17 protein-coding genes are annotated in these 26,417 nt (G+C 67.6%); 7 read left to right on the top strand and 10 right to left on the bottom strand.

The annotated features are described in order from the left end of the window. Positions 1 to 92 precede the first annotated feature (92 nt). The 5 genes from OG474_RS00370 to OG474_RS00350 are packed head-to-tail and all read right to left on the bottom strand — an operon-like array spanning position 93 to position 6,925. Positions 93 to 1,313 carry an ROK family protein gene (locus tag OG474_RS00370; protein ID WP_405060118.1) on the bottom strand — a complete coding sequence of 407 codons (1,221 nt, stop codon included), beginning with the start codon at positions 1,311 to 1,313 and terminating at the stop codon, positions 93 to 95. An 11-nt stretch (positions 1,314 to 1,324) separates the two neighbouring features. After that, positions 1,325 to 3,856: a beta-galactosidase gene (locus OG474_RS00365; RefSeq protein WP_405060117.1), complete on the bottom strand. Its 2,532-nt coding sequence runs from the start codon at positions 3,854 to 3,856 to the stop codon at positions 1,325 to 1,327. After that, positions 3,853 to 4,719 carry a carbohydrate ABC transporter permease gene (locus OG474_RS00360; protein ID WP_405060116.1) on the bottom strand — a complete coding sequence of 289 codons (867 nt, stop codon included), beginning with the start codon at positions 4,717 to 4,719 and terminating at the stop codon, positions 3,853 to 3,855. Before OG474_RS00360 ends, OG474_RS00365 begins: the two co-directional genes overlap by 4 nt. Further along, positions 4,720 to 5,607, bottom strand: coding sequence for a carbohydrate ABC transporter permease (locus OG474_RS00355; protein WP_405060115.1), 888 nt, complete (start codon positions 5,605 to 5,607; stop codon positions 4,720 to 4,722). It abuts the gene before it with no gap. A 7-nt stretch (positions 5,608 to 5,614) separates the two neighbouring features. After that, a complete protein-coding gene (locus tag OG474_RS00350; protein ID WP_405060114.1) occupies positions 5,615 to 6,925 on the bottom strand; it encodes an ABC transporter substrate-binding protein in 1,311 nt (436 codons plus the stop codon). 145 nt (positions 6,926 to 7,070) lie between these two features. On the opposite strand from OG474_RS00350, the gene OG474_RS00345 reads away from it, so the two are divergent. The 5 genes from OG474_RS00345 (at position 7,071) to OG474_RS00325 (ending at position 14,891) form a co-directional block, all read left to right on the top strand. Then, entirely contained in the window at positions 7,071 to 9,152 is a 2,082-nt protein-coding gene (locus tag OG474_RS00345; protein ID WP_405060113.1) for a glycoside hydrolase family 36 protein, read from the top strand. An 85-nt stretch (positions 9,153 to 9,237) separates the two neighbouring features. Further along, positions 9,238 to 10,377, top strand: a complete 1,140-nt coding sequence (gene chvE / locus OG474_RS00340; protein WP_405060112.1) for a multiple monosaccharide ABC transporter substrate-binding protein — start codon at positions 9,238 to 9,240, stop codon at positions 10,375 to 10,377. Further along, positions 10,374 to 11,912 (top strand): multiple monosaccharide ABC transporter ATP-binding protein, encoded by a 1,539-nt coding sequence (gene mmsA / locus OG474_RS00335; RefSeq protein ID WP_405060111.1) that lies wholly within the window; start codon positions 10,374 to 10,376, stop codon positions 11,910 to 11,912. Before chvE ends, mmsA begins: the two co-directional genes overlap by 4 nt. Then, complete coding sequence (mmsB, locus tag OG474_RS00330; RefSeq protein ID WP_405060110.1) at positions 11,905 to 13,053, top strand: multiple monosaccharide ABC transporter permease; 1,149 nt, start codon at positions 11,905 to 11,907, stop codon at positions 13,051 to 13,053. The genes mmsA and mmsB overlap by 8 nt, the downstream gene beginning before the upstream one ends. Beyond that, positions 13,050 to 14,891 carry a glycoside hydrolase family 127 protein gene (locus tag OG474_RS00325; RefSeq protein WP_405060109.1) on the top strand — a complete coding sequence of 614 codons (1,842 nt, stop codon included), beginning with the start codon at positions 13,050 to 13,052 and terminating at the stop codon, positions 14,889 to 14,891. The genes mmsB and OG474_RS00325 overlap by 4 nt, the downstream gene beginning before the upstream one ends. A 117-nt stretch (positions 14,892 to 15,008) precedes the next feature. Here the strand turns inward: OG474_RS00325 and araA are convergent, their stop codons facing one another. The 3 genes from araA to araB are packed head-to-tail and all read right to left on the bottom strand — an operon-like array spanning position 15,009 to position 18,840. Further along, a complete protein-coding gene (gene araA, locus OG474_RS00320; RefSeq protein ID WP_405060107.1) occupies positions 15,009 to 16,514 on the bottom strand; it encodes an L-arabinose isomerase in 1,506 nt (501 codons plus the stop codon). Further along, on the bottom strand, positions 16,511 to 17,164 hold the full coding sequence (locus OG474_RS00315; protein WP_405060106.1) for an L-ribulose-5-phosphate 4-epimerase: 654 nt from the start codon (positions 17,162 to 17,164) through the stop codon (positions 16,511 to 16,513). Before OG474_RS00315 ends, araA begins: the two co-directional genes overlap by 4 nt. After that, entirely contained in the window at positions 17,161 to 18,840 is a 1,680-nt protein-coding gene (gene araB / locus OG474_RS00310) for a ribulokinase (RefSeq protein ID WP_405060105.1), read from the bottom strand. Before araB ends, OG474_RS00315 begins: the two co-directional genes overlap by 4 nt. 174 nt (positions 18,841 to 19,014) lie before the next feature. Here araB and OG474_RS00305 point away from each other — a divergent pair, with 174 nt between their 5' ends. Further along, entirely contained in the window at positions 19,015 to 19,620 is a 606-nt protein-coding gene (locus OG474_RS00305; protein ID WP_405060104.1) for a DUF3558 family protein, read from the top strand. Between the two features lie 8 nt (positions 19,621 to 19,628). Here OG474_RS00305 and OG474_RS00300 read toward each other — a convergent pair whose 3' ends face one another. Continuing rightward, positions 19,629 to 21,122 carry an alpha-N-arabinofuranosidase gene (locus tag OG474_RS00300; protein ID WP_405060103.1) on the bottom strand — a complete coding sequence of 498 codons (1,494 nt, stop codon included), beginning with the start codon at positions 21,120 to 21,122 and terminating at the stop codon, positions 19,629 to 19,631. 169 nt (positions 21,123 to 21,291) lie between these two features. On the opposite strand from OG474_RS00300, the gene yicI reads away from it, so the two are divergent. Continuing rightward, positions 21,292 to 23,511, top strand: coding sequence for an alpha-xylosidase (gene yicI / locus OG474_RS00295; protein WP_405060102.1), 2,220 nt, complete (start codon positions 21,292 to 21,294; stop codon positions 23,509 to 23,511). Here the strand turns inward: yicI and OG474_RS00290 are convergent. After that, complete coding sequence (locus OG474_RS00290; RefSeq protein ID WP_405060100.1) at positions 23,504 to 26,311, bottom strand: glycoside hydrolase family 3 C-terminal domain-containing protein; 2,808 nt, start codon at positions 26,309 to 26,311, stop codon at positions 23,504 to 23,506. The genes yicI and OG474_RS00290 overlap by 8 nt on opposite strands. Between the last annotated feature and the right edge of the window lie 106 nt (positions 26,312 to 26,417).

Here is a 26,417-nt window from a genome sequence, read left to right as displayed (position 1 = left end):
TGAAGAATGTACAAACTGCCGTCAGGCTCGGTCAAGAGCTCGAACAATGGTAAATCGAAGCGATTCGAAAGAAAGAAATCGACGGAGTTTCTTCAGCGATTCAAGGATCGGGGGAGATCTACGCCGAGACGCCCCAGATACTGCTCGAGGGTGAAGGCGGCCATGCCGAGGGCGACCGGGTTGCCCGGGACGGCCGAGGCTTCGACGACGAGGCCGGCCATCGAGCCGGGCAGCACGTGGGTGGGCAGTTCGGCCCGTACGGCGGGGATCAGCCACTGGCCGATCGCGGTCGAGGTCCAGCCGGTCAGGGTCAGGTGCGGGACGTTGAGCAGGTTGACCAGGTCGGCGAGGGCGGCCGCCAGATAGTGCGCGGTACGGCGGGCGAGCTCGGTCAGCACGGGATCGTCGGCTGCGAGTCCCTCCGCTACGGCGTCGACGAAGCCGCGTTGCAAGGGTTGCCGCAGGGCGGGGTGATCGGGGTCGATCTCGGCGAGCGTCATCTCCAGCCCGTGCACGCCGAGGTACGCCTCGACGCAGCCGCGCCGACCGCACCGGCATGGCCGGCCGTCGAGTTGCAGCAGGGTGTGGCCCCACTCGCCGGCGTTGTTGGTCGCGCCGCGGATCAGCGTGCCCTCGATCGCGAGCCCGGCGCCGACACCGGTACCGAGGTTGACCACCGCCATGTTGTCGGTGATCTGGCCGACGCCGAACCACATCTCGGCCAGCGTGATCGCCTTGAGCGGGTTGTCGACGTACACGGAGATGCCGAGGCGGCTCTCCAGCAGCTCCTCGATCCGGACGTCGTGCCACTGCCAGTTCGGCGCGAACACCGAGACACCGGCATCCGGCTGGACCTGACCGGGCATGCTGACGCCGACCCCGATCAGCTCCGCGGGATCGGCCTCGACGGTCGCCAGCGCGTTCTCGGTGGCAGTGACGATGCCGTCCACGACGTATGCCGGGTCGTTCTTGTGCTCGTCGAGGCTGATCGCGCTGTGTCCGAGCGGGCCGAGCTCCAGGTCGAACACAGTGGCGTCGACGTAGGTCTCGGCGACGTCGACGCCGACGATCCGGCCTCGACCGGGGTCGATGCTGAGCCGTTCGTACGGGCGTCCGACGGTACGGCGTTCGACCGTGGCGATCCGCAGTACGCCGGCTGCCAGGAACTCGTTCACCAGCGTCGCGACTGTGGCCGGGCTCAACCCGGTGTGCCGGGTGAGCTCCTGCCGGGTCGACGGGCCGAGTGTGAACAGCGCGTGGAGTACCTCGAACCGGCTCTCGTTGCGCAGGTCATGGGAGGTCTGCCGTGGCACCAGGACTCCCTTCAGATCGTCGATTGCTCCAGCCGTAGCGTACGCAGTTCAGATGTGGCCTTGCCGTCAACGCCGCGCAACAGCAAGGTGAGACCGGACCACCCGGGCGGGATCCAGAGCCGGTCGGGATCGCCGCCGGAGAATGCCGGCCGGTCGCCGAGCCAGACCCGGCCGATGCATTCACCGCCGGACCACGCGGTCACGCGCAGCTGGCTGCCTTCAAAACCGAGCACGTAGCCAACCTCCGAGGCGGCCAGGTCCACGTCGAGCCACGCCTCCTCGCCTGCCTCGAGTGCGAGTGGCAGGTCGACCGTCATGCCTGGACTTGAGGACACGGCGAAGGCGGTCAGTAGCTCGTCATCTTGGACGGTGCACGACCATCCGGTCACCGGGTCCAAGGTGAGCAGTTCGGCACCGAGACCAGGGCGGCTCGCGTTGTGGGGCAGCGTGACGGCGACCTGGCTGCTCCCGGCCGGCAGGAGGACCCACGGGTTCTCCGCCGAGACGGTCACCGGGTCCGCGCTGTCGATCCGGACGAAGACAGGTTCGTCCAGACCGCGCAGCAGCATTGCCGCGGTGGTGGGGGAGTGGACCAGCCGCGTGTAGGTGACTCGTTCGCCACCTCGCGTGCTGCTCCAGCCACCAAGCTGACGGACTGGTTCCGGCCGCCCAGCCCAGTGGCCGCCGACCGTCCACAACGCTGACACGTCTTGTACGGCACGGATCTTCCAGACCGTACCTAGACCGCGCAGCGCGCCGAGCCGGAGCGCAGGCAGCCGGGTGTCGTCGAAGTTCGCGTGGCCCCAGATCTCCACGGCCGCCTCGATCGGCACCGGCCCGGTCAACTCCCGGACGTCGATCCGCCGATTCGCACCGAACGTCACGAATGGCGGTCGGGCAGCGCCGCCGATCGCGAGGTCGACGATGTCGGCGGCTCCGACCACCAGCAGTTCGTCGATGCCGGTGAGATCTGCCGTCGCGTTGTACGTGCCGCGGCCGCGAAAGACCCCGAGCGACTCGAGCGTCGGCGGCAACTCGTACGTACCGGCCGCGACACTCGGCACCTGCCCCGACCGTCGGCGTACCGAGGTGACTGCGTCCATGGCGACCACCTCCTCGACCGGCTCCGGAGCGAATTCGAGCACCCCATCAGGCCCGATCAAGGTGAGGCGGGCGGCTTCAGTCGGCCGCAGCGCGACCACTGAGAGGTCTGCGACGTCCGCCCGTCCGCCGACCGGCACGATGACCGTGGTGCCGTCGACGACAACGGTCACTTCGACGGTGGACGAGAAGACGAGCACGCCCTTCGCCGCACCGACCAGATCCGCGGAGGCGAAGGCGAGCGTGTGTGCGGACCAGCTGTTCAGCGGCAGCCCGACGGGCATCAGCGGGCAGGCGCCGGCTGCGACCTGCACCGACACTCCAGCGACGATCGCGGTCCCGTCAGCTGTGCTGAGATTCGGTACGGCGATCAGCTGGCCACCGCCCTGCAGCTCCAACGCACCGATCGACGAGCTGGTCGGGAAGTCGGCGGACACCTCGACCGCGGACGGCTTTGCCGCGGCCAGCCGCGGACCCAGTACGTCGATCACTCGCGCCAGAACCTGCGCCTCGGCGTACTCGGGGCGCTCCTGACCGGTCGGCGAGACGTATCCACCGAAGTCGTACCAATGACTCATGAAGTTGCCGGGGTCACCCCAGTTCCCCGTCGACGGCGTGTAGCCGAAGTTCCAGCCCGACGATTGCAGGTACGGCGCGATCAGTGTGGCACCGGAGATCAGCAGTCGGCGCAGTGTGCGGTGCCGACGGTTCGTCTCGGTCACCAGCAGCGGGAGGTCGCGCTCGGCCAGCAGATCGCGATAACGCCGTACCTCGGCCTCGATGTGCGGGGAGTCGTCGTCGGGGTAGAAGTTGCACGCCGGTACGACGCCTGTCACGTCACCGGTCGCGCCGAACAGATCGCCCTGTCCGGCGCAGGCGATGAGCGGCACCGTGATGCCGTGCCCGAGCGCGAGATCCCGCAAGGCGGTCAGGTACCCCGGGCGATCGACGCAGTCGAAGAAGTCCAGTTCGTTCTCCAGCTGAACCATGATCACCGGGCCGCCGGCCGAGTGCTGACGCGCGGCCAAGATCGGCAGCACCTGGTCGAACCAGGCCGCCACCTGCGCCAGGAAGCGCGGCTCGTTCTGCCGGACCTGGAGCTCGGGGTCGAGCCCCAGCCAGGCCGGCAGGGCACCGCCGTCCCACTCCGAACAGATGTAGGGACCTGGCCGTGCGATGACCGACAACCCGGCCTCCTGGGCCAGGTCGAGGAACGCCGCGACATCGCGACGTCCCTCGAAGTCCCAGCGACCGGGAGCGAGCTCGTGGAAGTTCCACGGCAGGTAGACATCCACGCAGGTGTAGCCGGATGCCCGGACCTGGTCGAGCCGGGCGCGCCACTGCTCCCGCGGCAGGCGGAAGTAGAACAGCGACGCGCACAGCACGACCTGCGACCGGCCGTCGATCTCGATGCCTTGGGCATCCAATCTGACGGTGCTCACTTGACCCCCGCGCTGCCGCCGCTGATGTCCATCTCGTACAGATATTTCTGGCCCAGGTAGTAGACCAGGATCATCGGTAGCGTGAGCAGGATCGATCCGACCATCACCAGGTTCCACGGTGGGGCCTGCAGGGCTTGCGACGTACTGGTGATGTACTGCACGCCGAGCGCGAGCGGCATCTTGGACTCGTCGTTGAGGTAGATCAACGGGCCCATGAAGTCGCCCCAGGTGGCGGTCAGCGTGAAGATGCCGATCGCGATCAGCACCGGCGCGAGCATCGGCAGCATGATCCGCCGGTAGATGCCGAAGAAGCCGAGACCGTCCACCATCGCCGCCTCGTCGATCTCACTCGGCAGCCGGGAGACGAACTGCCGGACCAGGAAGACGTTGAAGGCGTTCGAGAAGAAGTTCGGCACGATCAGCGGCAGGAACGTGTTCACCCAGCCGAGCTCCTTGAAGAGGATGAACTGCGGGATCATCGTGATCTGGCTCGGGATCATCATCGTCGCGATGACGATCAGGAACAGCGTGTTCTTGCCCGGCGCCCGCAGCCGGGCGAACGCGTAGCCGACCAGACCGCTGGACAGCACCTGACCGGCCACCGCGCCGACCGAGATGATCACCGAGTTCAGCAGGAACCGCTGCATCGGCAGCTCGGTGGAGAAGACCCGGGTGAAGTTCTCCCAGTGGAACTCGCGCGGGATGATCGTGAATCCGTTCGCGTTGACCGTCTGATCGCTGGACAGCGCGATCGAGACCACGAACACCAGCGGCACCGACAGTACGGCGGCGACGATGATCAGCGTCCCATAACTTAAAGGCGTGGCACTGAACGGTGTGGCGCGGAACGCTCGTACGGACATCTATCGCACCTCCGTCTCGTAGAAGACCCAGCGGCGTGCGCTCCGGAACGCGATCAGCGTGAACACCATGATCACCGCGAACAGCAGCCAGGACAGCGCGGACGCGTACCCCAGGTGGTAGAAGGAGAACGCCTGGTCGAACAGCAGCGGGACCATGGTCTGGCTGGCGTTGTTCGGTCCGCCCTTGGTCAGGATGTAGACCTGGGAGAAGACCTGGAACGCGCCGATCAGCCCCATGATCAGGTTGAAGAAGATGATCGGCGTGAGCTGCGGGACGGTGATGCTCCAGAACTGCCGGATCGAGCTCGCGCCGTCCACCTCGGCCGCCTCGTAGAGCTCACGCGGAATACCTTTCATTGCTGCCAGCAACAACACGGTCGCACTGCCGGCGCCCCAGACCGACAGCAGGATCAGCGCCGGTTTCACCCAGACCGCCTCCAGCAGCCAGGACGGGCCGGGGATACCGACCAGCCCGAGAGCGTCGTTCAGCGGTCCGGACGGTGCGAGCACCATCTTGAAGATCATCGCCGTCGCGACCAGCGGGACCAGCGTCGGCAGGTAGATGAGCGTCCGGAACAGCTTGCGCATCCGGACCCGCTTGTTCAGCAGGTTCGCCAGCCACAGGCCGAGCACGAGGCCGAGCGGGACCGAGATCGCCGCGTAGTAGAACGTGTTCCACAAGGCTTTCCAGAACACGGGATCGTCGGTGAGCAGGCGCCGGTAGTTGTCCAGACCCACCCACTTCGGTGGCGTGAAGGAGTCCCAGTCGGTCAGCGAGAAACAGATCGAGGCAACCATCGGGCCGAGCAGGAACACCACGAAACCGATGATCCAGGGCGAGGCGAACAGGTAGAACCAGAGCGCCTCCCGGCGCCGCAGTTTCGACATCGGGGGCCTACCCCGCCGGCTTCACGATCGACTCGAGCTTCGCCTGGACGCCGGTCAGCGCGCTCCGGGCGTCGGTCTTGCCGAGCCAGAAGTCGGCCAGCCCGTCGTCGAACGCCTTCTGCATCTCGTTCCAGGCCGGGATGAACGGCGCCCGGTAGATGAACTCGCTCGACTCGCCGAAGACCTTCATGTTCACCGGCTTGGTCATCCAGGACGGCTTCAGGAACGCGTCGCTCTTCTGCACCTCGACGGCGGCCGGCACGTCCTCGCCGGTGGCGATGATCTGCTGCTGGGCCGGCGGTGAGGTCAGGAACTCGATCGCCTTGAACGCGACGTCCGGGTTCTTGGTGGTCCGGGAGATGGCCAGGCCGCTGCCGAACGCCGTCACCGCCTGCTGCTTACCCCGCCACAGCGGCGCGATGTCCCAGTCGATGGTCGCCTTCGAGAGCCCGTTGATCGCCCAGAAGCCGGTCGTGTTCACGGCGACCTTGCCACTCGCGAACGCCGCGTCACCGCCGACGTCGGCGCCCAGATCGGCGTACTGCTTCTTGGTCGGTACGACGCCGTGCTTGGTGACCAGGTCACCGGCCCACTGCAGGGCCTCGATCACCTCGTCCGTGGCGACGGCGGGCTTACCCGCGTCGTCGATGATCTTGCCGCCGTTCTGATAGACGAAGCTCCACCACTGCGCCCACCAGCCGGCTCCGGAGTAACCCCACTGCTTACCAGGAACAGTGAGCTCCTTGAACGCAGCCAGGGCGTCGTCCCAGGTCCAGTCGGCGGTCGGCGCCTTGATGCCCTTCGCCTCGAACAGGGTCTTGTTGTAGTACAGGATCATCGCGCCGGAGCGGTCCGGAACCGCGTAGACCTTGTCCTGGTAGCTGTAGATCTTGCCGATCGAGCCGAACCGCTGGGTGAGGTCGAGGTTCGCCTTCTTCGCCAGGTCGTCCAGCGGCAGCAACTGGTTCTTGCTGGAGTAGACGTTGACGTTCTCGGCCACCTGCATGATGTCCGGGCCCTTGCCGCCCGCGATCATCGTCTGCACCTTCTGCGCGTAGCCGTCGCTGGGGATCAGTTGCAGCTTCACCTTCAGCTCCGGATACTTCGCGACCAGCAGATCGATCCGCTTCTGGTACGTCGCCTTGTCGTTCTCGCCGCCCCAGACGGTCATCACGAGCTCGGCCGACTGGCTGCCGCCGGACGGCTTGTCGCTGTCGGAGCCACAGGCCGTCAGCGTGATCACGCCCGCGGCGGCGCCCAGTCCGAGGAAGCCGCGGCGCGAGAGCGGTAGCCGACCCCCGTTCGACGTCGATGTCATCGCCGTACCTCCTTCTGCTCAGGGGTTGAAGTGGGGGTTAAGCTAACCCTCAGAAAAACCCCTGCCAAGGCCTCGTCAAGGAATCGGCCGAATCGTGACCCGATTGCTGTTAGCGTGAACACTTCATCCTCGCCAAGGAGTTCCGATGCCGGTCGACGAGTCAGTAGCGGGCAGGTTGCGGTGGACGAGCGGTGGGGTCGTGCTCGATCTCCTCGTCGACGAGGTGGCGCCGGTCCGGGTCAGCTCGTTGCGTCCGGCCGACGCGCAACCGCCGGCTGAGGATCTTGCGGTCAACCTGGTCGAGCTGGGTCTGACCGGTCAGGGGCGGGTGCACGCGGCGCCTGGGACGCGGCACCGCACCCATGCTGCCGCCGATCGGCTTCGGCTGGTCGAGGTCGCCGAGCAGACGGATGTCGCAGGCAATGAAGTGCTCGTGGTCCGGCAGGCCGCCGTCGACGGCTTCGAGGTAGTCAGCCGGCTCGAGAGCTGGACCGGTACGCCGGTGCTCCGCGCCACGACCGAGGTTGTCAATCGAGGTGACCGCGAGCTGACGTTGACCTACCTCTCGTCGCTCGCGCTGGCCGGATTCGGTGGCGGGTTGCGATCCGGGACCAGGATCCATCAGGCGCGGAACTCGTGGTGTGCGGAGTTGCGCTGGCAGGTGCTGAGCCCGGAGCAGGCCGGTCTGGTCAGCATCCTGGGCTCGGGTGAACCGAAGGACCGGTTCGCCGCCACCGGACTCGGTAGCTGGTCGAGCGCGGAACTGCTACCGATGGGTGCCGTCGAGAACGTTGCCGACGGCCTGACTTGGACCTGGCAGATCGAACACCAGGGAGCGTGGCACTGGGAGCTCGGCGGGCTGAAGGAGGACCTCTACCTGCAGGTCTCCGGCCCCACCGACAGTGAGCACCAATGGCAGCAGCGCCTCGCGCCGGGGGAGTCGTTCACCGCGGTCCCCGTCGCCGTGGCGGTGACCCATGGTGGTCTCGATGACGGGCTGCGCGCGCTGACGTCGTACCGGCGAGCGATGCGTCGGCGGCAGGTGGACCACAGCACGCTGCCGGTGATCTTCAACGACTACATGAACTGTCTGTGGGGCGATCCGACCGCCGCCAAACTCAGCCCGCTGATCAAGGCGGCCGCCGAGGCCGGCGCGGAGTACTTCGTCATCGACGCGGGCTGGTACGCCGACGATTCGGGCTGGTGGGACACGGTAGGGGCCTGGGAGCCATCGCGGGTCCGGTTCCCCGATGGCTTCGACGCGGTGATCCAGGAGATTCACGACGCCGGGCTCGTGCCTGGGCTGTGGCTGGAGCCCGAGGTGGTCGGGGTGCGGAGTGAGATCGCCGAGCAGTTGCCGCCGGACGCGTTCTTCCGGCAAGACGGGCGCCGGGTTCCAGAGACCGGCCGCTACCACCTGGATTTCCGGTCGAAAGCTGTCCGCGAGCGGATGGACGCGGTGGTGGACGGCCTGGTCGCTCAGTACGGGATCGGGTATTTCAAGCTCGACTACAACATCAACCTGGCTGGCACGGATGCGCTCGGTGAGGCTCCCGGGGCCGGACTGCTCGGCCACAACCGCGCCTATTTGTCGTGGCTCGACGGCGTGCTGGATCGTCATCCCGGCCTCGTCCTGGAGAGCTGCGCCTCCGGTGGGATGCGGCTCGACTACGCCATGCTCGAGCGGATGACGTTGCACTCGACCAGTGATCAGGTCGATCTGCTCGCGTATGCACCGATCGCCGCGGCCGCGCCCAGTGCTGTCACGCCGGAGCAGGGCGCGGTGTGGGCGTACCCGCGGCCCGTACACACTCCGGAGGAAGCGTCGTTCGCGCTCGTCAATGCGTTGCTGGGCAGGATCCATCTGTCTGGTCGCCCGGACGAGATGGACGCCGGCCAGCTCGCTCGGGTTGCCGCGGCAGTCTCGACGTACAAGGACTATCGCTCCCTCATCGCGCGGGCGGAGCCGCACTGGCCACTCGGTCTTCCTGGCTGGTACGACGACCAGCTCGCGCTGGCGCTGGTTGCCGATGACACTGCTCTGCTGGCGGTCTGGCATCGCGGCGACAGTGCCACCACCGTCGACCTCCCGCTGCCGGGTGCGTGGCGGTCCGCCGACGTACTCTTCCCGGCCGACCTGCCGACCACCCTCGAGCTGACTAGTGACCGGCTTCACGTCAGCCTGCCCGCGGGCCCGGCCGCACGGGTCGTCCGCCTGCAGCGCTGACGCCGCCCAGCACTTGACCTGCACCACTGTGAGCGCCAACATGTGAGCGCTAACAGTCTGCCGTGTCCCCGGAAGGGAAAAGTTTGTGAACAAGAGGTTTGTGGCCACGCTGAGTGGCGCCCTGCTCGTGCTCGGTCTCGCGGCGTGTGGCGGACAGGGAGCGGGCGGCGGGACCGACACGGCGAGTCAGCAGCCCAAGGACCTGACCATCGGGGTGGCGATGCCGACGCAGACGTCGGAGCGCTGGATCGCGGACGGCAAGGCGGTCAAGGAGAAGCTCGAGGCCAAGGGCTACAAGGTCGATCTGCAGTACGCGAACGACGACATCCCGACCCAGTCGCAGCAGGTCGACCAGATGATCACCCAGGGCGCCGACGTCCTGGTGATCGCCGCGGTCGACGGCACCGCGCTGAGCAGCCAGCTGCAGGCCGCGGCCGACAAGAAGATCCCGGTGATCTCCTACGACCGGTTGATCCGTGGCAGCCAGAACGTCGACTTCTACGTCAGCTTCGACAACTACAAGGTCGGTGTCGCCCAGGGCAAGGCGCTGCTGCGCGGCCTCGGGCTGGAGAACGCCGACGGTTCGAAGGGCACCAAGACCGGCCCGTTCAACGTCGAGCTGTTCGCCGGATCGCTGGACGACAACAACACCAGCTACTTCTTCCGGGGCGCCATGGAGGCCCTGAAGCCGTACCTCGACAGCGGCGCGCTGGTCGTCAAGTCCCAGCAGACCAAGGTCGAGCAGATCGCGACCCTGCGCTGGCAGCCGGAGACCGCGCAGAAGCGGATGGAGAACCTGCTCACCTCGGCGTACAACGACGGTAGCAAGGTCGCCGGCATCCTCTCGCCGTACGACGGCATCTCCCGCGGCATCATCACCGCGCTGCAGAACGTCGGCTACGGTACGGCGGCCAGCCCGCTGCCGGTGGTCACCGGGCAGGACGCGGAGATCGCGTCGGTCAAGCTGATCAACGACGGGGTGCAGAGCTCGACGATCTTCAAGGACACCCGCAAGCTGGCCGAGCAGGCCGTCAGCGCGGCGGAGGCGTTCCTGCAGAAGAAAACGCCCGAGGCCAACGACACCAAGTCCTACGACAACGGCGTCAAGGTGGTTCCGGCGTACCTGCTGCCGATCCACACCGTCTTCAAGGAGGACGTGACCAAGGAGCTGGTCGACTCCGGCTACTACACGGCCGCGCAGGTGGCCGCCGGTAAGACCAAGTGACCGACGTACTGCTCGAGATGCGGGGAATCACCAAGCGGTTCCCCGGGGTGACCGCGCTGCAGGACGTCTCGCTGGCCGTCCGGCAGGGTGAGATCCACGCGATCTGCGGCGAGAACGGGGCCGGCAAGTCGACCCTGATGAAGGTGCTGTCCGGTGTCTATCCGAGCGGTGGCTACGACGGTGAGATCAGGTTCGACGGCAAGCCGGTGCACTTCGCCGGTATCCGGGACAGCGAGTCCGCGGGGATCGGCATCATCCATCAGGAACTGGCGCTGGTGCCCTACCTGTCGATCGCGGAGAACATCTTTCTCGGCAACGAACGCCGGGGCCGCAACGGTCTGATCGACTGGAACCGGGCCAATGCCGAGGCCGGCGAGCTGCTGGCCTCGGTGGGGCTGGACGAGCGTCCGGTCACCCCCGTGATCCAGCTCGGTGTCGGTAAGCAGCAACTGGTCGAGATCGCCAAGGCGCTCTCGAAGGATGTCCGGCTGCTGATCCTCGACGAGCCGACCGCGGCCCTGAACGACGTGGACTCGGCGCACCTGCTCGACCTGCTCCGGCGGCTGCGCGACCGAGGCATCGCCTGCATCATGATCTCGCACAAGCTGAGCGAGATCACCGCGATCGCGGACTCCACCACGGTGATCCGGGACGGCCGCACGGTCGAGACCCTCGACATGGGCGCCGGCGAGGTGACCCAGGAGCGGATCATCCGCGGCATGGTCGGCCGCGACCTGGACAGCTTCTACCCCGAGCGCGACTCCGCGCCCGGGGAGGAGGTGCTCCGGATCGAGGACTGGACGGTGTGGCACCCGGCCCAGCAACGCAAGGTCGTGGACGGCGCCGCGCTGAACGTCCGGGCCGGCGAGGTGGTCGGGATCGCCGGACTGATGGGCGCGGGCCGGACCGAGCTGGCGATGAGCGTCTTCGGGCGCTCGTACGGACGCAACATCAGCGGCCGCCTGTTCATGCACGGGCAGCAGGTCCGGGCGCGCACGGTGGCCGAGGCGATCGGCAACGGCATCGCCTACGCCACCGAGGACCGCAAGCGGTACGGCCTGAACCTGATCGCCGACGTCCGCACGAACGTCTCGGCGGCGGGGCTGGACAAGCTCGCCCGGGGCGGCTGGGTCGACGGCAACGAGGAGATCAAGGTCGCCGAGGCGAGCCGGCGGGACCTGAACATCAAGACCCGCACGGTGCTCGATGTCGTCGGCACGTTGTCCGGCGGCAACCAGCAGAAGGTCGTGCTGTCGAAATGGCTCTTCACCGATCCCGACGTACTGATCCTGGACGAACCGACCCGCGGGATCGACGTCGGCGCCAAGTTCGAGATCTACACGATCATCAACCGGCTGGTGGCCCAGGGGAAGGCGGTCGTCGTCATCTCGTCGGAGCTGCCCGAGCTGCTCGGCACCTGTGACCGGATCTACACGCTGTCGGCCGGCCGCATCACCGGGGAACTGCCGGTGGGCGAGGCCACCCAGGAAGACCTGATGGCGCTCATGACGATTGACAAGGAAGACCATGCGTAATCTGCGGCAGAGCGGTATCTACATCGCCTTCGTCGTGATCGTGGCGCTGTTCGCGGTGATGACCGACGGGGTCCTGCTCAGCCCGGGCAACATCACCAACATCGTGCTGCAGTACTCCTACATCCTGGTGCTCGCGATCGGCATGGTGATCCTGATCATCGCCGGCCACATCGACCTGTCGGTCGGTTCGATCGTCGCGCTGACGGGCGCGGTGTCCGCCGTACTGGTCATCCAGCACGGGCAGCCGTGGGCGATCGGAGCGCTGGCCGCGGTAGCGGTGGGGGTCGCGGTCGGTGCCTGGCACGGCTTCTGGGTCGCGTACGTCGGCATGCCCGCGTTCATCGTGACGCTGGCCGGCATGCTGCTCTTCCGGGGCCTGACTCTGCAGGTGCTGGACAACGTCTCGCTGTCGCCGTTCCCGCCGGAGTACCAGAAGGTGGCCGGCGGCTTCCTCAACGGTCTGCTCGGCGGCCAGGGGTACGACGCGTTCACCTTGCTGATCGCGGCCGTCGCGATCGCCGGGTACACGGTCGGTGTGTTCCGCGCCCGGCTGGCCCGGATCAGGTACGAGCAGCCGGTGGAGTCGTTCCCGCTGTTCGTCGCCCGGGTGCTGGTGGTCGCTGCGGTCGTCATGTACTTCGCCTGGCAGCTCGCGCATGCCCGTGGCCTGCCGATCGTGCTGATCGTGCTGGCCGTCCTGGTGCTCGTCTACGGGCTGATCACCAAGAGCAGCGTCCTCGGGCGTCAGGTCTATGCGATCGGCGGCAACCTGTCGGCCGCGATGCTGTCCGGGGTGAAGGTCCGCAAGGTCAACTTCTGGATCTTCGTCAACATGGGCTTCCTGGCCGGCGTCGCCGGTGTCATCTACTCGTCCCGCTCCAACGGCGCCCAGCCCGCCGCCGGCAACATGTTCGAGCTCGACGCCATCGCAGCCGCCTTCATCGGCGGCGCGGCAGTAGCAGGCGGTGTCGGCACGGTCGTCGGCGCCGTGGTCGGTGGCCTGATCATGGCCGTGATGAGCAACGGCATGCAGCTGATGGGTGTCGAGCAATCAACCCAGTCAGTCGTCAAAGGCCTGGTCCTCCTCCTAGCCGTAGCCTTCGACATCTACAACAAACGCCGAGCCGGAGCGACTCGATGACCGTGCTGGGACCCACAGCACCACGACAACTCCCGTACGTCGCTCCGCTGCCACTGAGCGCCGTACGGTTCGATCCTGCATCGCTTCTGGGCAGCTGGCAGGAGCTCAACGCGGCGGCCACTATTCCGCATTGCCTGGACAACATCCGGCGTACTGGTGTGCTGGCGAACTTCAGTCGGCTGATCGAGGATGATCTGCCGGGCAAGTTCGTCGGTTTCTGGTTCGCGGATTCGGATCTCTACAAGACGCTTGAGGCGATCGGCTGGGAGATGGGCCGCAGCGGCACCGACCAGTGGGGAGGCGTGCTGGCCGAGGTGGCGGATCTTCTCGAGCAGGTGCAGGAGCCTGATGGCTACCTCAACAGCTACGTGCAGGGGTCGCCGGACCAGGAACGGTTCGCGCGGCTCGAACACAGTCACGAGCTGTACTGCGCCGGGCATCTCCTGCAGGCTGCCGTGGCTTTGCATCGTGGTGGTGGCGATGCGCGCATCCTGGCGATCGCGCGGAGAGTCGCGGACCTGGTCGTCGAGCTGCCGCACATTGACGGGCACCCCGAAGTGGAGACCGCGCTCGTCGAGCTCTACCGCGAAACGGGCGAGGACTCATACCTGCGCGCGGCCGAGTTCCAGGTCGAGAGCCGTGGCCAACGGACCTTGACCGGTGGCTTCGGCCCGCAGTACTTCCAGGATCACCTGCCGGTGCGCGAGGCGACCGAGGCTACTGGCCACTCCGTGCGGCAGCTGTATCTGGCCGCGGGCGTCACCGACCTCCACCTCGAGAACGGCGACGCATCGTTGCTGAAGGCAATGGAACAGCTGTGGGACAGCGCCTTCGGCAGCAAGATGTATCTCACCGGAGGTCATGGGTCCCGGCACCGCGACGAGGCGTACGGCGATCCCTACGAGCTGCCGCCCGACCGTGCCTATGCCGAGACCTGCGCGTCGATCGCCGCACTGCAATGGTGCTGGCGGATGCTGCTGGCGACCGGTCAGGCCCGGTACGCCGAGGAGATGGAGCGCGCTCTCTTCAACGGCATCGCCGCGTCCATGGCGACGAGCGGCACTGCCTTCTTCTACTCCAACCCGCTGCAGCTCCGCACCGGCCACGACGGTTCGAGTGAGGACGCGCCCAGCGAGCGCCTGCCGTGGTACGACTGCGCTTGCTGTCCGCCGAATCTGGCCCGCCTGCTCGCCTCGCTGCACGGCTACGCGGCGACCGCGGATGCGTCCGGACTTCAGCTGCACCTGCTCAGTGCGGGGACGTTCACCGCGGACTCACTGACCGCCGTCGTCGAGACGGGCTATCCCTGGGACGGCGACGTTCTGGTGACAGTCAGCGGTCAGGGCGAGCTGGCGATCCGCGTCCCTTCGTGGGCAACTGGTGCCGGCCTCACGGTGACCGGCGCGAAGGTCCTGGTCGAGCCGGTCCCGGGTGAGTACTTGCGGGTGTCGTGTGACGACGGTGCGACCGTCCGGCTCACCCTGCCGATGGAACCGCGGCTGGTGCGCGCGGACGAACGCGTCGATGCTGTCCGCGGTTGCGTGGCGATCGTTCGCGGTCCGCTCGTGTACTGCGTCGAGCAGGCTGACCTGCCGGACGGCGTGCTGGTCGAGCAGCTGCGGCTCGATGCTTCGGTGCCGGTCACCTCGGAGCAGGGTGACGCGTTTGTACGCCTCCGCTTCGGCGCGATCGTTCGACCGCTCGAAACGGAGCTGTACAAGGCGTATGAGCCTGATTCGCAGTCGGGCGATCCGATCACCGTCACCGCGATCCCGTACCACGCCTGGGCCAATCGCGGCCCGGGCGCGATGCGGGTCTGGTTGCCTACTAGCCGTTAGAGCGGCCGACGTACACGTTGCGGGCGCGGTAGTAGGTGTCACCGGACGGGCCTGGTGAACCCGATGCGCCTTCCATCTGCAGGTTGATGAGGGTCATGGGGGCGGTCTCCTCGCGGGTCAGAATCCTTGGGCGAGACGGTGGTAGGCCTGGGACCAGCGGAGTTCCTGGGTGAAGCGGCGGGTGGTGGTGTCGGCGTCGATGACTGCCAGCTCGGTGCGGGTCATCTCGGCGAGGTCGGCGAGTTCTTCGACGCCGATCGCCGTACTGAGGACCGTGTGGTGCGGGCCGCCGGCGGTCAGCCAGGACTCGGCCGAGGTGCGGAGGTTGGGCCGGGGTTTCCAGACGGCCCGGGCGACCGGGAGGTTGGGGAGGGCGTGGTCAGGGGTGACTACGTCGATCTCGTTGGCGACCAGGCGGAAGCGGTCGCCCAGGTCGGCCATGCCGATGACGACACCTGGGCCGGGCGCGGCGTCGAAGACGAGGCGGACCGGGTCTTCGCGGCCGCCGATGCCGAGCGGGTGGATCTCGCAGGTCGGGGTGGCGGCGGCGATGGACGGGCAGACCTCGAGCATGTGGGCGCCGAGGATCCGCTCCGCGCCCGGTGCCAGGTTGTAGGTGTAGTCCTCCATGAACGACGTACCGCCGGGAAGGTTGCCGGCTGCAACCTTCAGCGTGCGGAGCAGGACCGCGGTCTTCCAGTCGCCCTCGCCGCCGAAGCCGTAGCCGTCGCCCATCAGCCGCTGTACGGCGAGGCCGGGGAGCTGGCGCAGCCCGCCGAGATCCTCGAAGTTCGTCGTGAAGGCGGTGAAGCCACCGTCGAGGAGGAAGGCCCGAAGACCGGCCTCGACCCGCGCGGCGTAGCGCAGGGAGTCATGCCGCTCGCCACCAGGACGCAGTTCCGGTACGACGTCGAAGTCGTACTCCTTGAGCAGAGTATCGACAGCGCTGTCGGAGATCTCGTCGACTACCGCGACCAGGTCGTTCACCCCGTAGGTGTTCACCGAAACCCCGAAGTGCAGCTGGGCCTCGACCTTGTCGCCTTCGGTCACGGCAACATCGCGCATGTTGTCGCCGAACCGGGCGACCCGCATCGTCCGCATCGCCGCGTATCCCGCGGCAGCGCGGGCCCAGACCGCGATCCGGGCCCGGACCGCGGGGTCGGCGACGTGACCGGCCACGGTGGTCCGGGCGACGCCGAGCCGGGTCTGGATGTAGCCGAACTCGCGGTCGCCGTGCGCGGCCTGGTTCAGGTTCATGAAGTCCATGTCGATCGTTGCCCACGGCAATTCGACGTTCGCCTGCGTGTGCAGGTGTAGCAGCGGGGTGCGCAGGGCGTCGAGGCCGGCGATCCACATCTTCGCGGGGGAGAAGGTGTGCATCCACGCGATCACGCCGACACAGGCGTCGTTCGCGTTCGCCTCCAGGCAGACCCGGCGGATCGCGTCCGCGTCGGTCAGCACGTCCTTCCAGACGATGCGCGGCGCCAGGTCGCCGGAGGCTTCCAGGTGCTCGGCCAGACCGCGCGACTGCTCAGCCACCTGGCGCAGGGTCTCCGCGCCGTACAGGCTCTGACTGCCGGTCAGGAACCACACTTCGGTCGAGGTCACAGGTGTCTCCGTCATCGTTGGCCGTACACGTTCTGATAGCGGTCGTAAAGCCGGTCGACGTCGTCCTCCGCGATGGTCACGAGGTCACCGGCCGACCGGGCGAGGTGCACGGTGCGGGCGACGTCCTCGCACATCACAGCGGCCTTCACGGCTGCCTTGGCGTCCTTGCCGATCGTGAAGACGCCGTGGTTGCGCATCAGGACCGCGGGGGAGCGGTGCCCGGCCAGCGTCGCCACGATGCCGCGGCCGATGTCGTCGTTGCCGATCAGGGCGAACGGCCCGACCGGGATCTCGCCGCCGAACTCGTCGGCCATGGCTGTCAGCACGCACGGGATCGGTTCGCCGCGCGCGGCCCAAGCGGTCGCGTACGTCGAGTGGGTGTGCACGACCCCGCCGACCTCAGGCAGTTCGCGGTACACATAGGCGTGAGCCGCGGTGTCGCTCGACGGATCGAGATCGCCCTCCACCACCTTGCCGTCCAGATCGCACACGACGATCGCGTCGGGATGCAGGTCGTCGTACGAGATCCCGCTGGGCTTGATGACGAACAGATCCTCGCCGGGCACCCGGCCGGACACGTTGCCGGCCGTCCAGGCGACGAGGCCGTAGCGAACCAGCTCGGCGTGCAGGGCACGGACCTCTTCGCGGATCTGGCTGAGCGTCATTTGGCCACCTCGTTCCGGAGAGCGCGCAGCCGATGCAGTACGCCGCTGCCGCCGTGCCGCTCGCCCGCGAAGTAGTCGTGCAGGGCGCGATACTCGGCGTACAGGCGGTCGTACACGTCGGCGCGGTCGGGGTCGGGGACGAAGGCGGACTCGGTGCGCCCGCCCATCGCGGCCGCCGCCTCCTTGACGTCCGAATAGGCGCCGGCGGCAACGGCCGCGTGGATCGCCGAGCCGAGGGCGGGTCCCTGCGCGGACCGGATCACCGACAGCGGGCGGCGCAGGACGTCGGCGTAGATCTGCATCACCAGCCGGTTCTTCAGCAGGCCACCGGCGACGATGAACTCGTTGACGGGTACGCCGGATTTGTCGAAGGCGTCGAGGATCGTGCGGGTACCGAACGCGGTGGCCTCGATCAGCGCGCGGTAGGTGTCCTCCGGCTGGGTGTCGAGCGTCTGGCCGATCACCACGGCGGACAGGTCGTGGTCGACCAGGACCGACCGGTTCCCGTTGTGCCAGTCGAGGGCGATCAGGCCGTGCCCGCCGACCGGCTGCTGCTCGGCGAGTGCGGCCAGGTGGTCGTGCACGGTCTCGCCGCGAAGCTGCGCCTCGGTGTGATACTCACGCGGCACGCAGGTGTCCACGAACCAGCCGAAGATGTCGCCGACCGCTGACTGCCCGGCCTCGTACCCCCACAGGCCGTCGACGATGCCGTCCCGGACGACGCCGCACATGCCAGGGACCTCGGCGAGCTGTTCGGACGACATCACGTGGCAGGTCGACGTACCCATGATCGCGACGAGTTGACCTGGCCGGACCGCATCGGCCGCGGCCGCGGTGACGTGGGCGTCGACGTTGCCGACCGCGACGGCGATGCCTGCCGGGAGGCCGGTCAGGGCGGCCGCCTCGGTGGTGAGGCGGCCGGCCAGTCCGCCGAGCGGAGACAACAGGTGCTCCAGCTTCTCGGTGAAGTCACCGAACGCCGGATTGAGCGCCTCCAAGTACTCCCGGGACGGGTAGCCGTCCTCGGTGTGGATGCCCTTGTAGCCGGCGGTGCACACGTTGCGGGTCTCGACGCCGGTCAGCTGCCAGACGATCCAGTCGGCCGCCTCGATCCAGCGATCCGCGCGCCGGTAGATCTCCGGGTCCTCCTCGAGCACCTGAAGCGCCTTGGCGAACTCCCATTCCGAGGAGATCCGCCCGCCGTACCGCGACAACCAGGGCTCACCGCGTTCCTCGGCGACCGCGTTGATCCGGTCGGCCTGCGGCTGTGCTGCGTGGTGCTTCCACAGCTTCGGCCACGCATGCGGCCGGAACCACAGCCCGTGCACCTCACACAACGGCGTACCGTCGGCCAGTGTCGGCAGGACCGTGCACGCGGTGAAGTCGGTGCCGATCCCGACCACGTCGGTCGCCGAGATACCGGCCGCCGCGACCGCGTCCGGAACCGCATGCCGCAGTACGTCGCGCCAGTTGCTCGGCGCCTGCAAAGCCCAAGCCGGCCCGAGCATGACGTCGGACCCGGGAAGCCGGTTGTCGATCACCCCGTGCCGGTACTCGTACACCGAGGTCCCCACCTCGGCCCCGTCCGCGACCCGGACCACCACGGCCCGGCCCGACAACGTCCCGAAGTCGACTCCGACGACGTACTGAGTGTGAGCGTTAACACCTGTGGTCATGCAATGCCCTCTGTGATGATGCCCGGGCCAACTGGTCGGACGATGAGCGGGGAACTGACAACAGTTAACGCTAACAGTCAGCATGCCGCATAGTCACGCGTGGCGCTGGATCCGGTGGCCGCGCTGGAAGCGTTGGGCGGTGGGGGATCCCCACTGGCGATCCCTTGGCGGACTATGGTGCGAGGCGACCGGCTGTCGACAGAAGAAGGACATCAAGTGATTTCCAGGGCTCTTCGTTCCACTCTCCCGCTTGCGGTGGTTGCGCTGCTGCTGGCGAGTTGTGGGGCGGGCAACGCCGGAACGCCCACTTCGGGTAGCTCGCCGGTGACCACCGCGTCTGTTCCTTCGGCGACGGCGAGTGCGTCCGCCGGCCCCTCTACGGAGAACCTGGACCCCTGCACGCTGGTCGCCGTCAACGGGTTCGGCTCGATTGCCAAGTTCGGCAAGCCGGAAGCCGCAGAGGTGAGCGCCGGTGTCCGGACCTGCCGGTTCATCAGGGTCCGGGCCAGTGCGAGCGACGACGCGCTCACTGTGAGCGTGATCGCCAGGGACCTCCAGGCGATCGACACGGTCAGTGACCAGGGCGGTGGCCTTGCGCCCGGTGATGTCAACGGACGCAAGGCGGTCAAGGCGCCCATCCCGCCCACCGGTTGCACGATTGCGATGGCGGTCGGCAAGTCCCGGGTGGACATCGCTTCGGTATCCACCGACTCCGACGCCGCCTGCGTGGTCGCCGAGAAGGCCGCCAAGATCGTGGAGCCCAAGCTCCCCAAAGGCTGACGCGGGTGTCAGGCGAGGGTGAGGGTGATCGTCAGGTAGGAGTGTGGTGGGATCGTCAGGGCCAGGCCGCGGGGGTGGTTGCTGAGGTCGGTGAAGGGTTGCGGGGCCACGGTCTCGGGACCGGTCGGTGTGTTGTGGGCCTGGGGTGATGGAGCGGTGAGGATGCGGGCTGTGTAGTTGGCGATGTCGCGGCCGCGAAGGTCGAGGATGATCGACTGGGCGGACTCGGCGTCGAGGTTCGACAGGGAGATCAGGGCGGTGTCGTCCTTGGTGGAGGCCGAGGCGGAGATCAGGGGGATCTCGTTCCGGCTGGGGGCGTCCAGGAGGTGGACGGCCAGGCTGTCGGCGTCGTGGTGGCCGGTGTTCATCTCGAAGACGTGGTACGTCGGGGTGCGGACCAGGGCGCCGGTGTCCGGGTCGGTGAGGATCATCGCCTGCAGGACGTTGACGGTCTGCGCGATGTTGGCCATCGTCAGCCGGGCCGCGTGCCGGTGGAAGGTGTCGAAGTGCAGGCTCGCGACCAGCGCGTCACGGATCGTGTTCTGCTGGTACAGGAATCCTGGGTTGGTGCCTTCGGCAACATTCCACCAGGTGCCCCACTCGTCGAGCACGAGGCCGACCTTGCCGCAGGGGTCGAAGACGTCCATCACGGTCGAGTGCCGGCGCAGCAGTTCGTCGATCTTGCCCGCCTTCGCCAGCGTCGCGTAGTACTCGTCGAGGCTGAAGTCGGTGGCGTGGCCCTTGTCCTCCCAGTCGCCGGCGATCGTGTAGTAGTGCAGCGAGATCGCCTGCAGCGGGCCCTTGCCGCAACCGCCGATCGTGCGCATCAGCGTCTCGGTCCAGTTGTAGTCGTCGGCGTTCGCTCCGGTGGCGACCCGGTAGAGCTTGTTGTCGCCGTGGTCGCGGCAGTAGGTCGCGTACTGCCGCGCCAGGTCGGCGTACGCCTCGGCGCGCATGTTGCCGCCGCAGCCCCACGACTCGTTGCCGATCCCCCAGAACGGGACCCGCCACGGCTCTTCCCGGCCGTTCGCGCGCCGTAGGTTGGTCATCGGCGACTCGCCGACCCCGGTCAGGTAGTCGACCCACTCGCGCATCTCGCGGACCGAGCCCGAGCCGACGTTGCCGCTGATGTACGGGTCGGCGCCGAGTAGTTCGCAGAGGTCGAGGAACTCGTGGGTGCCGAAGCTGTTGTCCTCGACGACGTTGCCCCAGTGGGTGTTGACCATCGTCGGCCGCTCGTCGCGCGGGCCGACCCCGTCGCGCCAGTGGTACTCGTCGGCGAAGCAGCCGCCCGGCCAGCGCAGGTTCGGGATCTGCAGCGCGCGCAGCGCCTCGACCACGTCGGTGCGGATACCGCGGACGTTCGGGATCGGGGAGTCCTCGCCGACCCAGAACCCACCGTAGATGCAGCGCCCGAGATGTTCGGCGAAGTGGCCGTAGAGATGGCGGCTGATCCGGGCTCCGGGCAGGTCCAGATCGACAACCGCACGCGTGCTGGTCACAAGTAGGTCCTCTGGTCGGTCAAGCGGGTCGGGGAAGTATATCGATAAACCCACTGGCGGGATCAGTCGTGGTCCGGCTCGCTCTTGACCCTTGAACAAGCGCACACCTACATTCGTCGAAGCGCTTCGACGATTGACGAAAGCGACACTGCCGACCGGAAGGCCGCTCATGAAGTTCACCGATGGTTACTGGCAGTTGCGGCCCGGGGTGAGCCGGTTGTCGCCCGCCGGCGTTGAGAGTGTCGAGGCGGGGGAGCGCTCTCTGACCGCTTTCGCGCCCGCGCGGCGCATCGACGGCCGCGGCGACACGCTGAACCAGCCGCTGTTCACGGTGACGCTCGACGCGCCCGCGGAGGGCGTGATCGGGGTCCGGATCGTGCACCACGCCGGCGGCGTACCGGCCCGACCGGGCTTCGAGCTGCAGAACGACGACCAGCACCCGGTCAAGGTCGAGGTGGACGACACGACCGCGCGGCTCACCAGCGGTGACCTGACCGCCGTACTGCGGCTCGACGGGCCGTGGGATCTGCGCTTCGAGGACAGCCGGGGTGAGCTGACCGGCTCCGGTGCCAGGAGCGTCGGGCTGATCACCGACTCGGAGGGGCGGCAGTTCCTGCACGAGCAGTTGGCGCTGGGTGTCGGGGAGAGCATCTACGGCCTCGGTGAGCGGTTCGGCCCGTTGGTGAAGAACGGCCAGGTCGTCGACATCTGGAACGCCGACGGCGGTACGTCGAGTGAGCAGGCGTACAAGAACGTCCCGTTCTTCTCGAGCAGCCGAGGGTACGGCGTACTGGTCGATTCGCCGGCGCATGTGTCGTTCGAGGTCGGGTCGGAGGTCGTCTCGCGCAACCAGTTCAGCGTCGAGGGCCAGGAGCTGCGGTACCTCGTCTTCGCGGGCCCGACGCCGAAGGAGGTCCTGCGCCGCTACACCGGCCTGAGCGGACGTCCGGCGCGAGTGCCGGCCTGGTCGATGGGGTTGTGGCTGTCCACGTCGTTCACCACGGACTACAACGAGCCGACGGTCGCGTCGTTCGTCGACGGGATGGCCGAACGGGACCTGCCGCTGAGCGTCTTCCACTTCGACTGCTTCTGGATGCGGCAGTTCCACTGGTGCGACTTCGTCTGGGATCCGATCGCCTTCCCGGATCCGGCCGGCATGGTCCGGCGGCTGAAAGAGCGCGGCCTGCGGGTGAGCCTGTGGATCAATCCGTACATTGCGCAGCGCTCGGTGCTGTTCGAGGAAGGCCGCGAGCACGGCTATCTGCTAGCGCGACCCGACGGCTCGGTCTGGCAGTGGGACAAGTGGCAGGCCGGGATGGCGATCGTCGACTTCACCAATCCGGCCGCGACGGCCTGGTACCGGTCGAAGCTGCAGGCGCTCATCGATCTCGGGGTGGACTGCTTCAAGACCGACTTCGGCGAGCGGATCCCGACCGACGTCAGCTGGTACGACGGTTCCGACCCGGAGCGCATGCACAACTACTACCCGCACCTGTACAACGAGGCGGTGTTCGACCTGCTCCGGGAGAACCGTGGTGATGGCGACGCAGTCCTGTTCGCCCGTTCCGCCACGGCCGGTGGGCAGCAGTTCCCGGTCCACTGGGGCGGCGACTGCGAGTCGACGTTCGAGGCCATGGCCGAATCACTCCGCGGTGGCCTGTCGCTGGCGTCGTCCGGCTTCGGCTACTGGAGTCACGACATCGGTGGCTTCGAAGGAACGCCGGACGCCGCAGTCTTCAAGCGCTGGGTCCCGTTCGGGTTGCTGTCGTCGCACTCGAGGCTGCACGGCTCCGGTTCCTATCGGGTGCCGTGGGCCTTCGACGACGAAGCCGTGACGGTGCTGCGCCGGTTCACCAAGCTCAAGCTGTCGCTGATGCCCTACCTCGCCGAGGTCGCGGAACAAGCGCATCAGACCGGTACGCCGATGATGCGGCCGATGGGGCTGGAGTTCCCGGACGATCCCGCGGTCAGCCATCTCGACCGCCAGTACATGCTCGGCCCGGACATCCTCGTCGCGCCGGTACTGAGTGCCGATGGCGCAGTGACGTTCTATCTGCCGGAGGGCCGATGGACGAGCCTGCTGGACGGTGAGCAGCTCACTGGCTCGCGGTGGATCACCCAGCAGCATGGCTTCGACACCTTGCCGGTCTACGTCCGCGAGGGAGCCGTCCTGCCCATCGGTGCGGTCGACGACCGGCCGGAGTACGAGTGGGCCGACGGAGTCGAGCTGCGCTGGTACCAGCCCACGGAAGGCGACGTACGACGGATCCGGCTGCCGCGGCCCGGTGGCGGTACCGCGGCGGTCGTGGAGCTGACCCTGACCGACGGTCGTCCGGTGGCCACAGTGGCTGAAGGCAACTGTGACCACTTCGACGTCACCGTCAGCTGAAGGTCAGCTCCCGCAGGAACAGCCCGGCTTCGGCGAACACGACGTACAGCGTGTGGACGCCGGAGCCGGGGGCAAGCACGGCGCTCACCTGCGTCCAGCTGTGCCGATGACCGGTCGGCCGAATCTCGACCGTCGCCAGCACCGAACCGTGGTACGGATCGTCGAGCCGGAGCTCAAGGGTGGCCGGCTTCGAGAGTTCGCTGGCCACCGTCAGCACACAGTCCGCCGGACCAGCCCCGAAGTCGGTGTCCGCGAAGGCAAGCCAGGCACCCGGATGCTCCGACCGTACGGCGTCGCCGTGGTCGGGCTCGGCGTCCGACAGTGTGACACCGCAGTACTCGTCGAACGCGGCCGCCGGCAGGGGAGCGGCGGTCGGGACACGGTCGGGAATCGGATCGCCGAGTACGTCGACAGCCGCGCTGAGCCGGATGTCGGTGCACGACCGTCCGATCAGGATGCTGTGCCGGGCCGGCTCGATCCAGTACTGATCGCGGGTCACGTCCCAGATCGCGAGGTCCGCGACCGGAACGGTCAGCTCGACCTGGGCCGACTCGCCAGGGTCCAGGTCGAGGTGCTGGACGGCGCGGAGCCGGCGCAACGGTTGTTTGACGCGCGAGTTCTGCTGATGGGTGTAGAGCTGGACGACCTCGTGCCCTGGCCGGAGCCCGGTGTTGGTCACCGTGCAGGTCACCTGCACCACGCCGTCCTTGGCGACCGCGGGCGAGCTGATCTCCAGATCGCCGTACGCGAAGGTGGTGTAGCTCAGGCCGTGGCCGAAGGGATAGAGCGGGTTGCCACGGAAGTACTGATAGGTGGCGTCGCTGGTGATGATGTCGTAGTCGAGTAGGTCGGGCAGGTCCGCCGCGGACCGGTACCACGTCTGCGGCAGTCGGCCGGCGGCGTCGACGACACCGAACAGGACATCGGCGAGAGCATGGCCGTACTCCTGGCCGCCATGCGCAGACCAGACGACCGCGGGCAGGCCGCGATCGGCCCAGCCGACCGAGAACGGGTAGCTGCTCGACATCACCAGGACCGTCCGGGCGTTCCCAGCCTGTACGGCGCGGACCAGCCGCTCCTGGCCGGCCGGCAGATCCAGGCTGATCCGGTCCTCGGTCTCGCGCCCGTTCACCAGCGGATGGTTGCCGACGACAACCACTGCGACCTCGGCGCGGGCGGCCGCGGCGGCAGCCAGTACGGCGCCGTCGACGACTCTGGTGAACTCGAACACGGTGGCTGCCGACTGGCCGTCCGCGCTGACGTCGATCCGGCCGTCATCCTGCCTGGTGACATAGCGGCCGGAGGTGTGGTGCCGCAGCAGGCACTTGCCGTCCTCGATCCGGACCAGTGTGAAGGTCTCGTTGACCACCCAGCTGTTCGGGCCGGGGTGATCGGCGCGCAGGATGCCGTCGTCGGCAACGGTCAGATAGCGGCCGGTTCGGACCGAACGCAAGGTGCAGACGTCGCCGCCCCAATCGAAGAGGTCGAATCCGGCGCTCGACCTGGTCAGCCCGACCACGCCGTCCTCTGCCGCCTCGAGAGCCATCCCCGCGGCACCGAACTGCACCCGATCCGCGCCTTCGCAGTACTCGACGGCATCCGGGCCGAGCCGCTCGGTCAGCGCCTTCACGGCAGTCACCTGGTAGGGCAAGGTGCCCGAGTACCAATCCTCTTGCAGGGTGTCTGCCAACGGCCCGAGCACCGCGACTCGCCGTACGTCGGTGGGCAGTGGTAGGAGGTCGTCGTTCTTGAGCAGCACGAAAGACTGCCGGGCAGCCTCTCGGGACAGGTCGCGATGTGCCTGGCAACCCACGATGTCCGGAGCCGTAGGTTCTCCGGCCGGATCGAATTCGCCGAGCCGGAAACGCAAGGTGAGGGCGCGTGCGGCGGCACGGTCGATGTCCTGCTGAGTGATCAGCTCGCGTGTCAAGGCCTCCTCGAGGAACCGCGTGCTCGGGCCCGCATCGTTGTCGTCCTGGGTGAAGCTGTCCACTCCCGCGCGAAGCGCCGCGGCATAGGCGGTCGCACCATCCGGGCAGTAGTCCTGCAGGCCGAACAGGTTCGCCGGTGCGCCCGCGTCGCTGACCACCAGCACTTCCTGATCGGACCATCCCCGCAGTACGTCGTTGATCAGCGGAGTGAGGTGTGCCGGGCGGCCGTTGACGAGGTTGTACGACGGCATCACGGCGACTGCTGCTCCGGCCCGCAGGGGCGCTTCGAAGGCAGGCAGCTCGTATTCCCGGAGGACCCGGGCGGGCATGCTGCTCGACGTCGTACAGCGGTCGGTCTCGTTGTTGTAGGCAAGGAAATGCTTGAGGGTCGGTGCCGTCTGCAACGGTCCGGAACCGTCTCCGGCCAGTCCGGAGCCGAACGCGATCGCGAGCTCTCCGGTCAGCCAGGGGTCCTCGCTGTACCCCTCCTCGTTGCGGCCCCAGCGGGGATCGCGCAGCGGGTTCACGACCGGCGCCCAGACGTTCAGTCCGACGGCAGCCGGATCCTTGTCGTGAAACGCGCGTACTTCGGAGCCGACCGCGATGCCCACGGCGTGCAGCAGGTCGGTGTTCCAACTGGTCGCGAGGCCGACGGCCTGCGGGAAGACGGTCGCAGGACCGAGCCAGGCGACCCCGTGCAAGGCCTCTGTGCCGGTCCGGAAGGGGCCTACGCCCAGCCGCGGAACGGCAGCCTGGTGCTGATGGAGAAGCCCGAGCTTCTCGGCGGGGTCGAGCCGTTCCAACAGGTCGGCGACCCGGTCGGCCACAGGGCGCTGCGGATCGCGGAACACGTCGTCTGACTGGGTCATCGGTTGTCGTCTCCGGGCGTTCGGTGGCTGTCGACGGCGGTCGAAACGGCGCGTTCCGAGGGGCGTCGAAGCGCTTCGACAGTTCTGGAAGGGTCGCACTCCACGG

This window comes from Kribbella sp. NBC_01505, from assembly GCF_045040285.1.
Taxonomy (GTDB): Bacteria; Actinomycetota; Actinomycetes; order Propionibacteriales; family Kribbellaceae; genus Kribbella.
The sequence above is the reverse complement of the archived record's forward strand: the minus strand, read 5'-3'. Positions and strand labels throughout refer to the sequence as shown.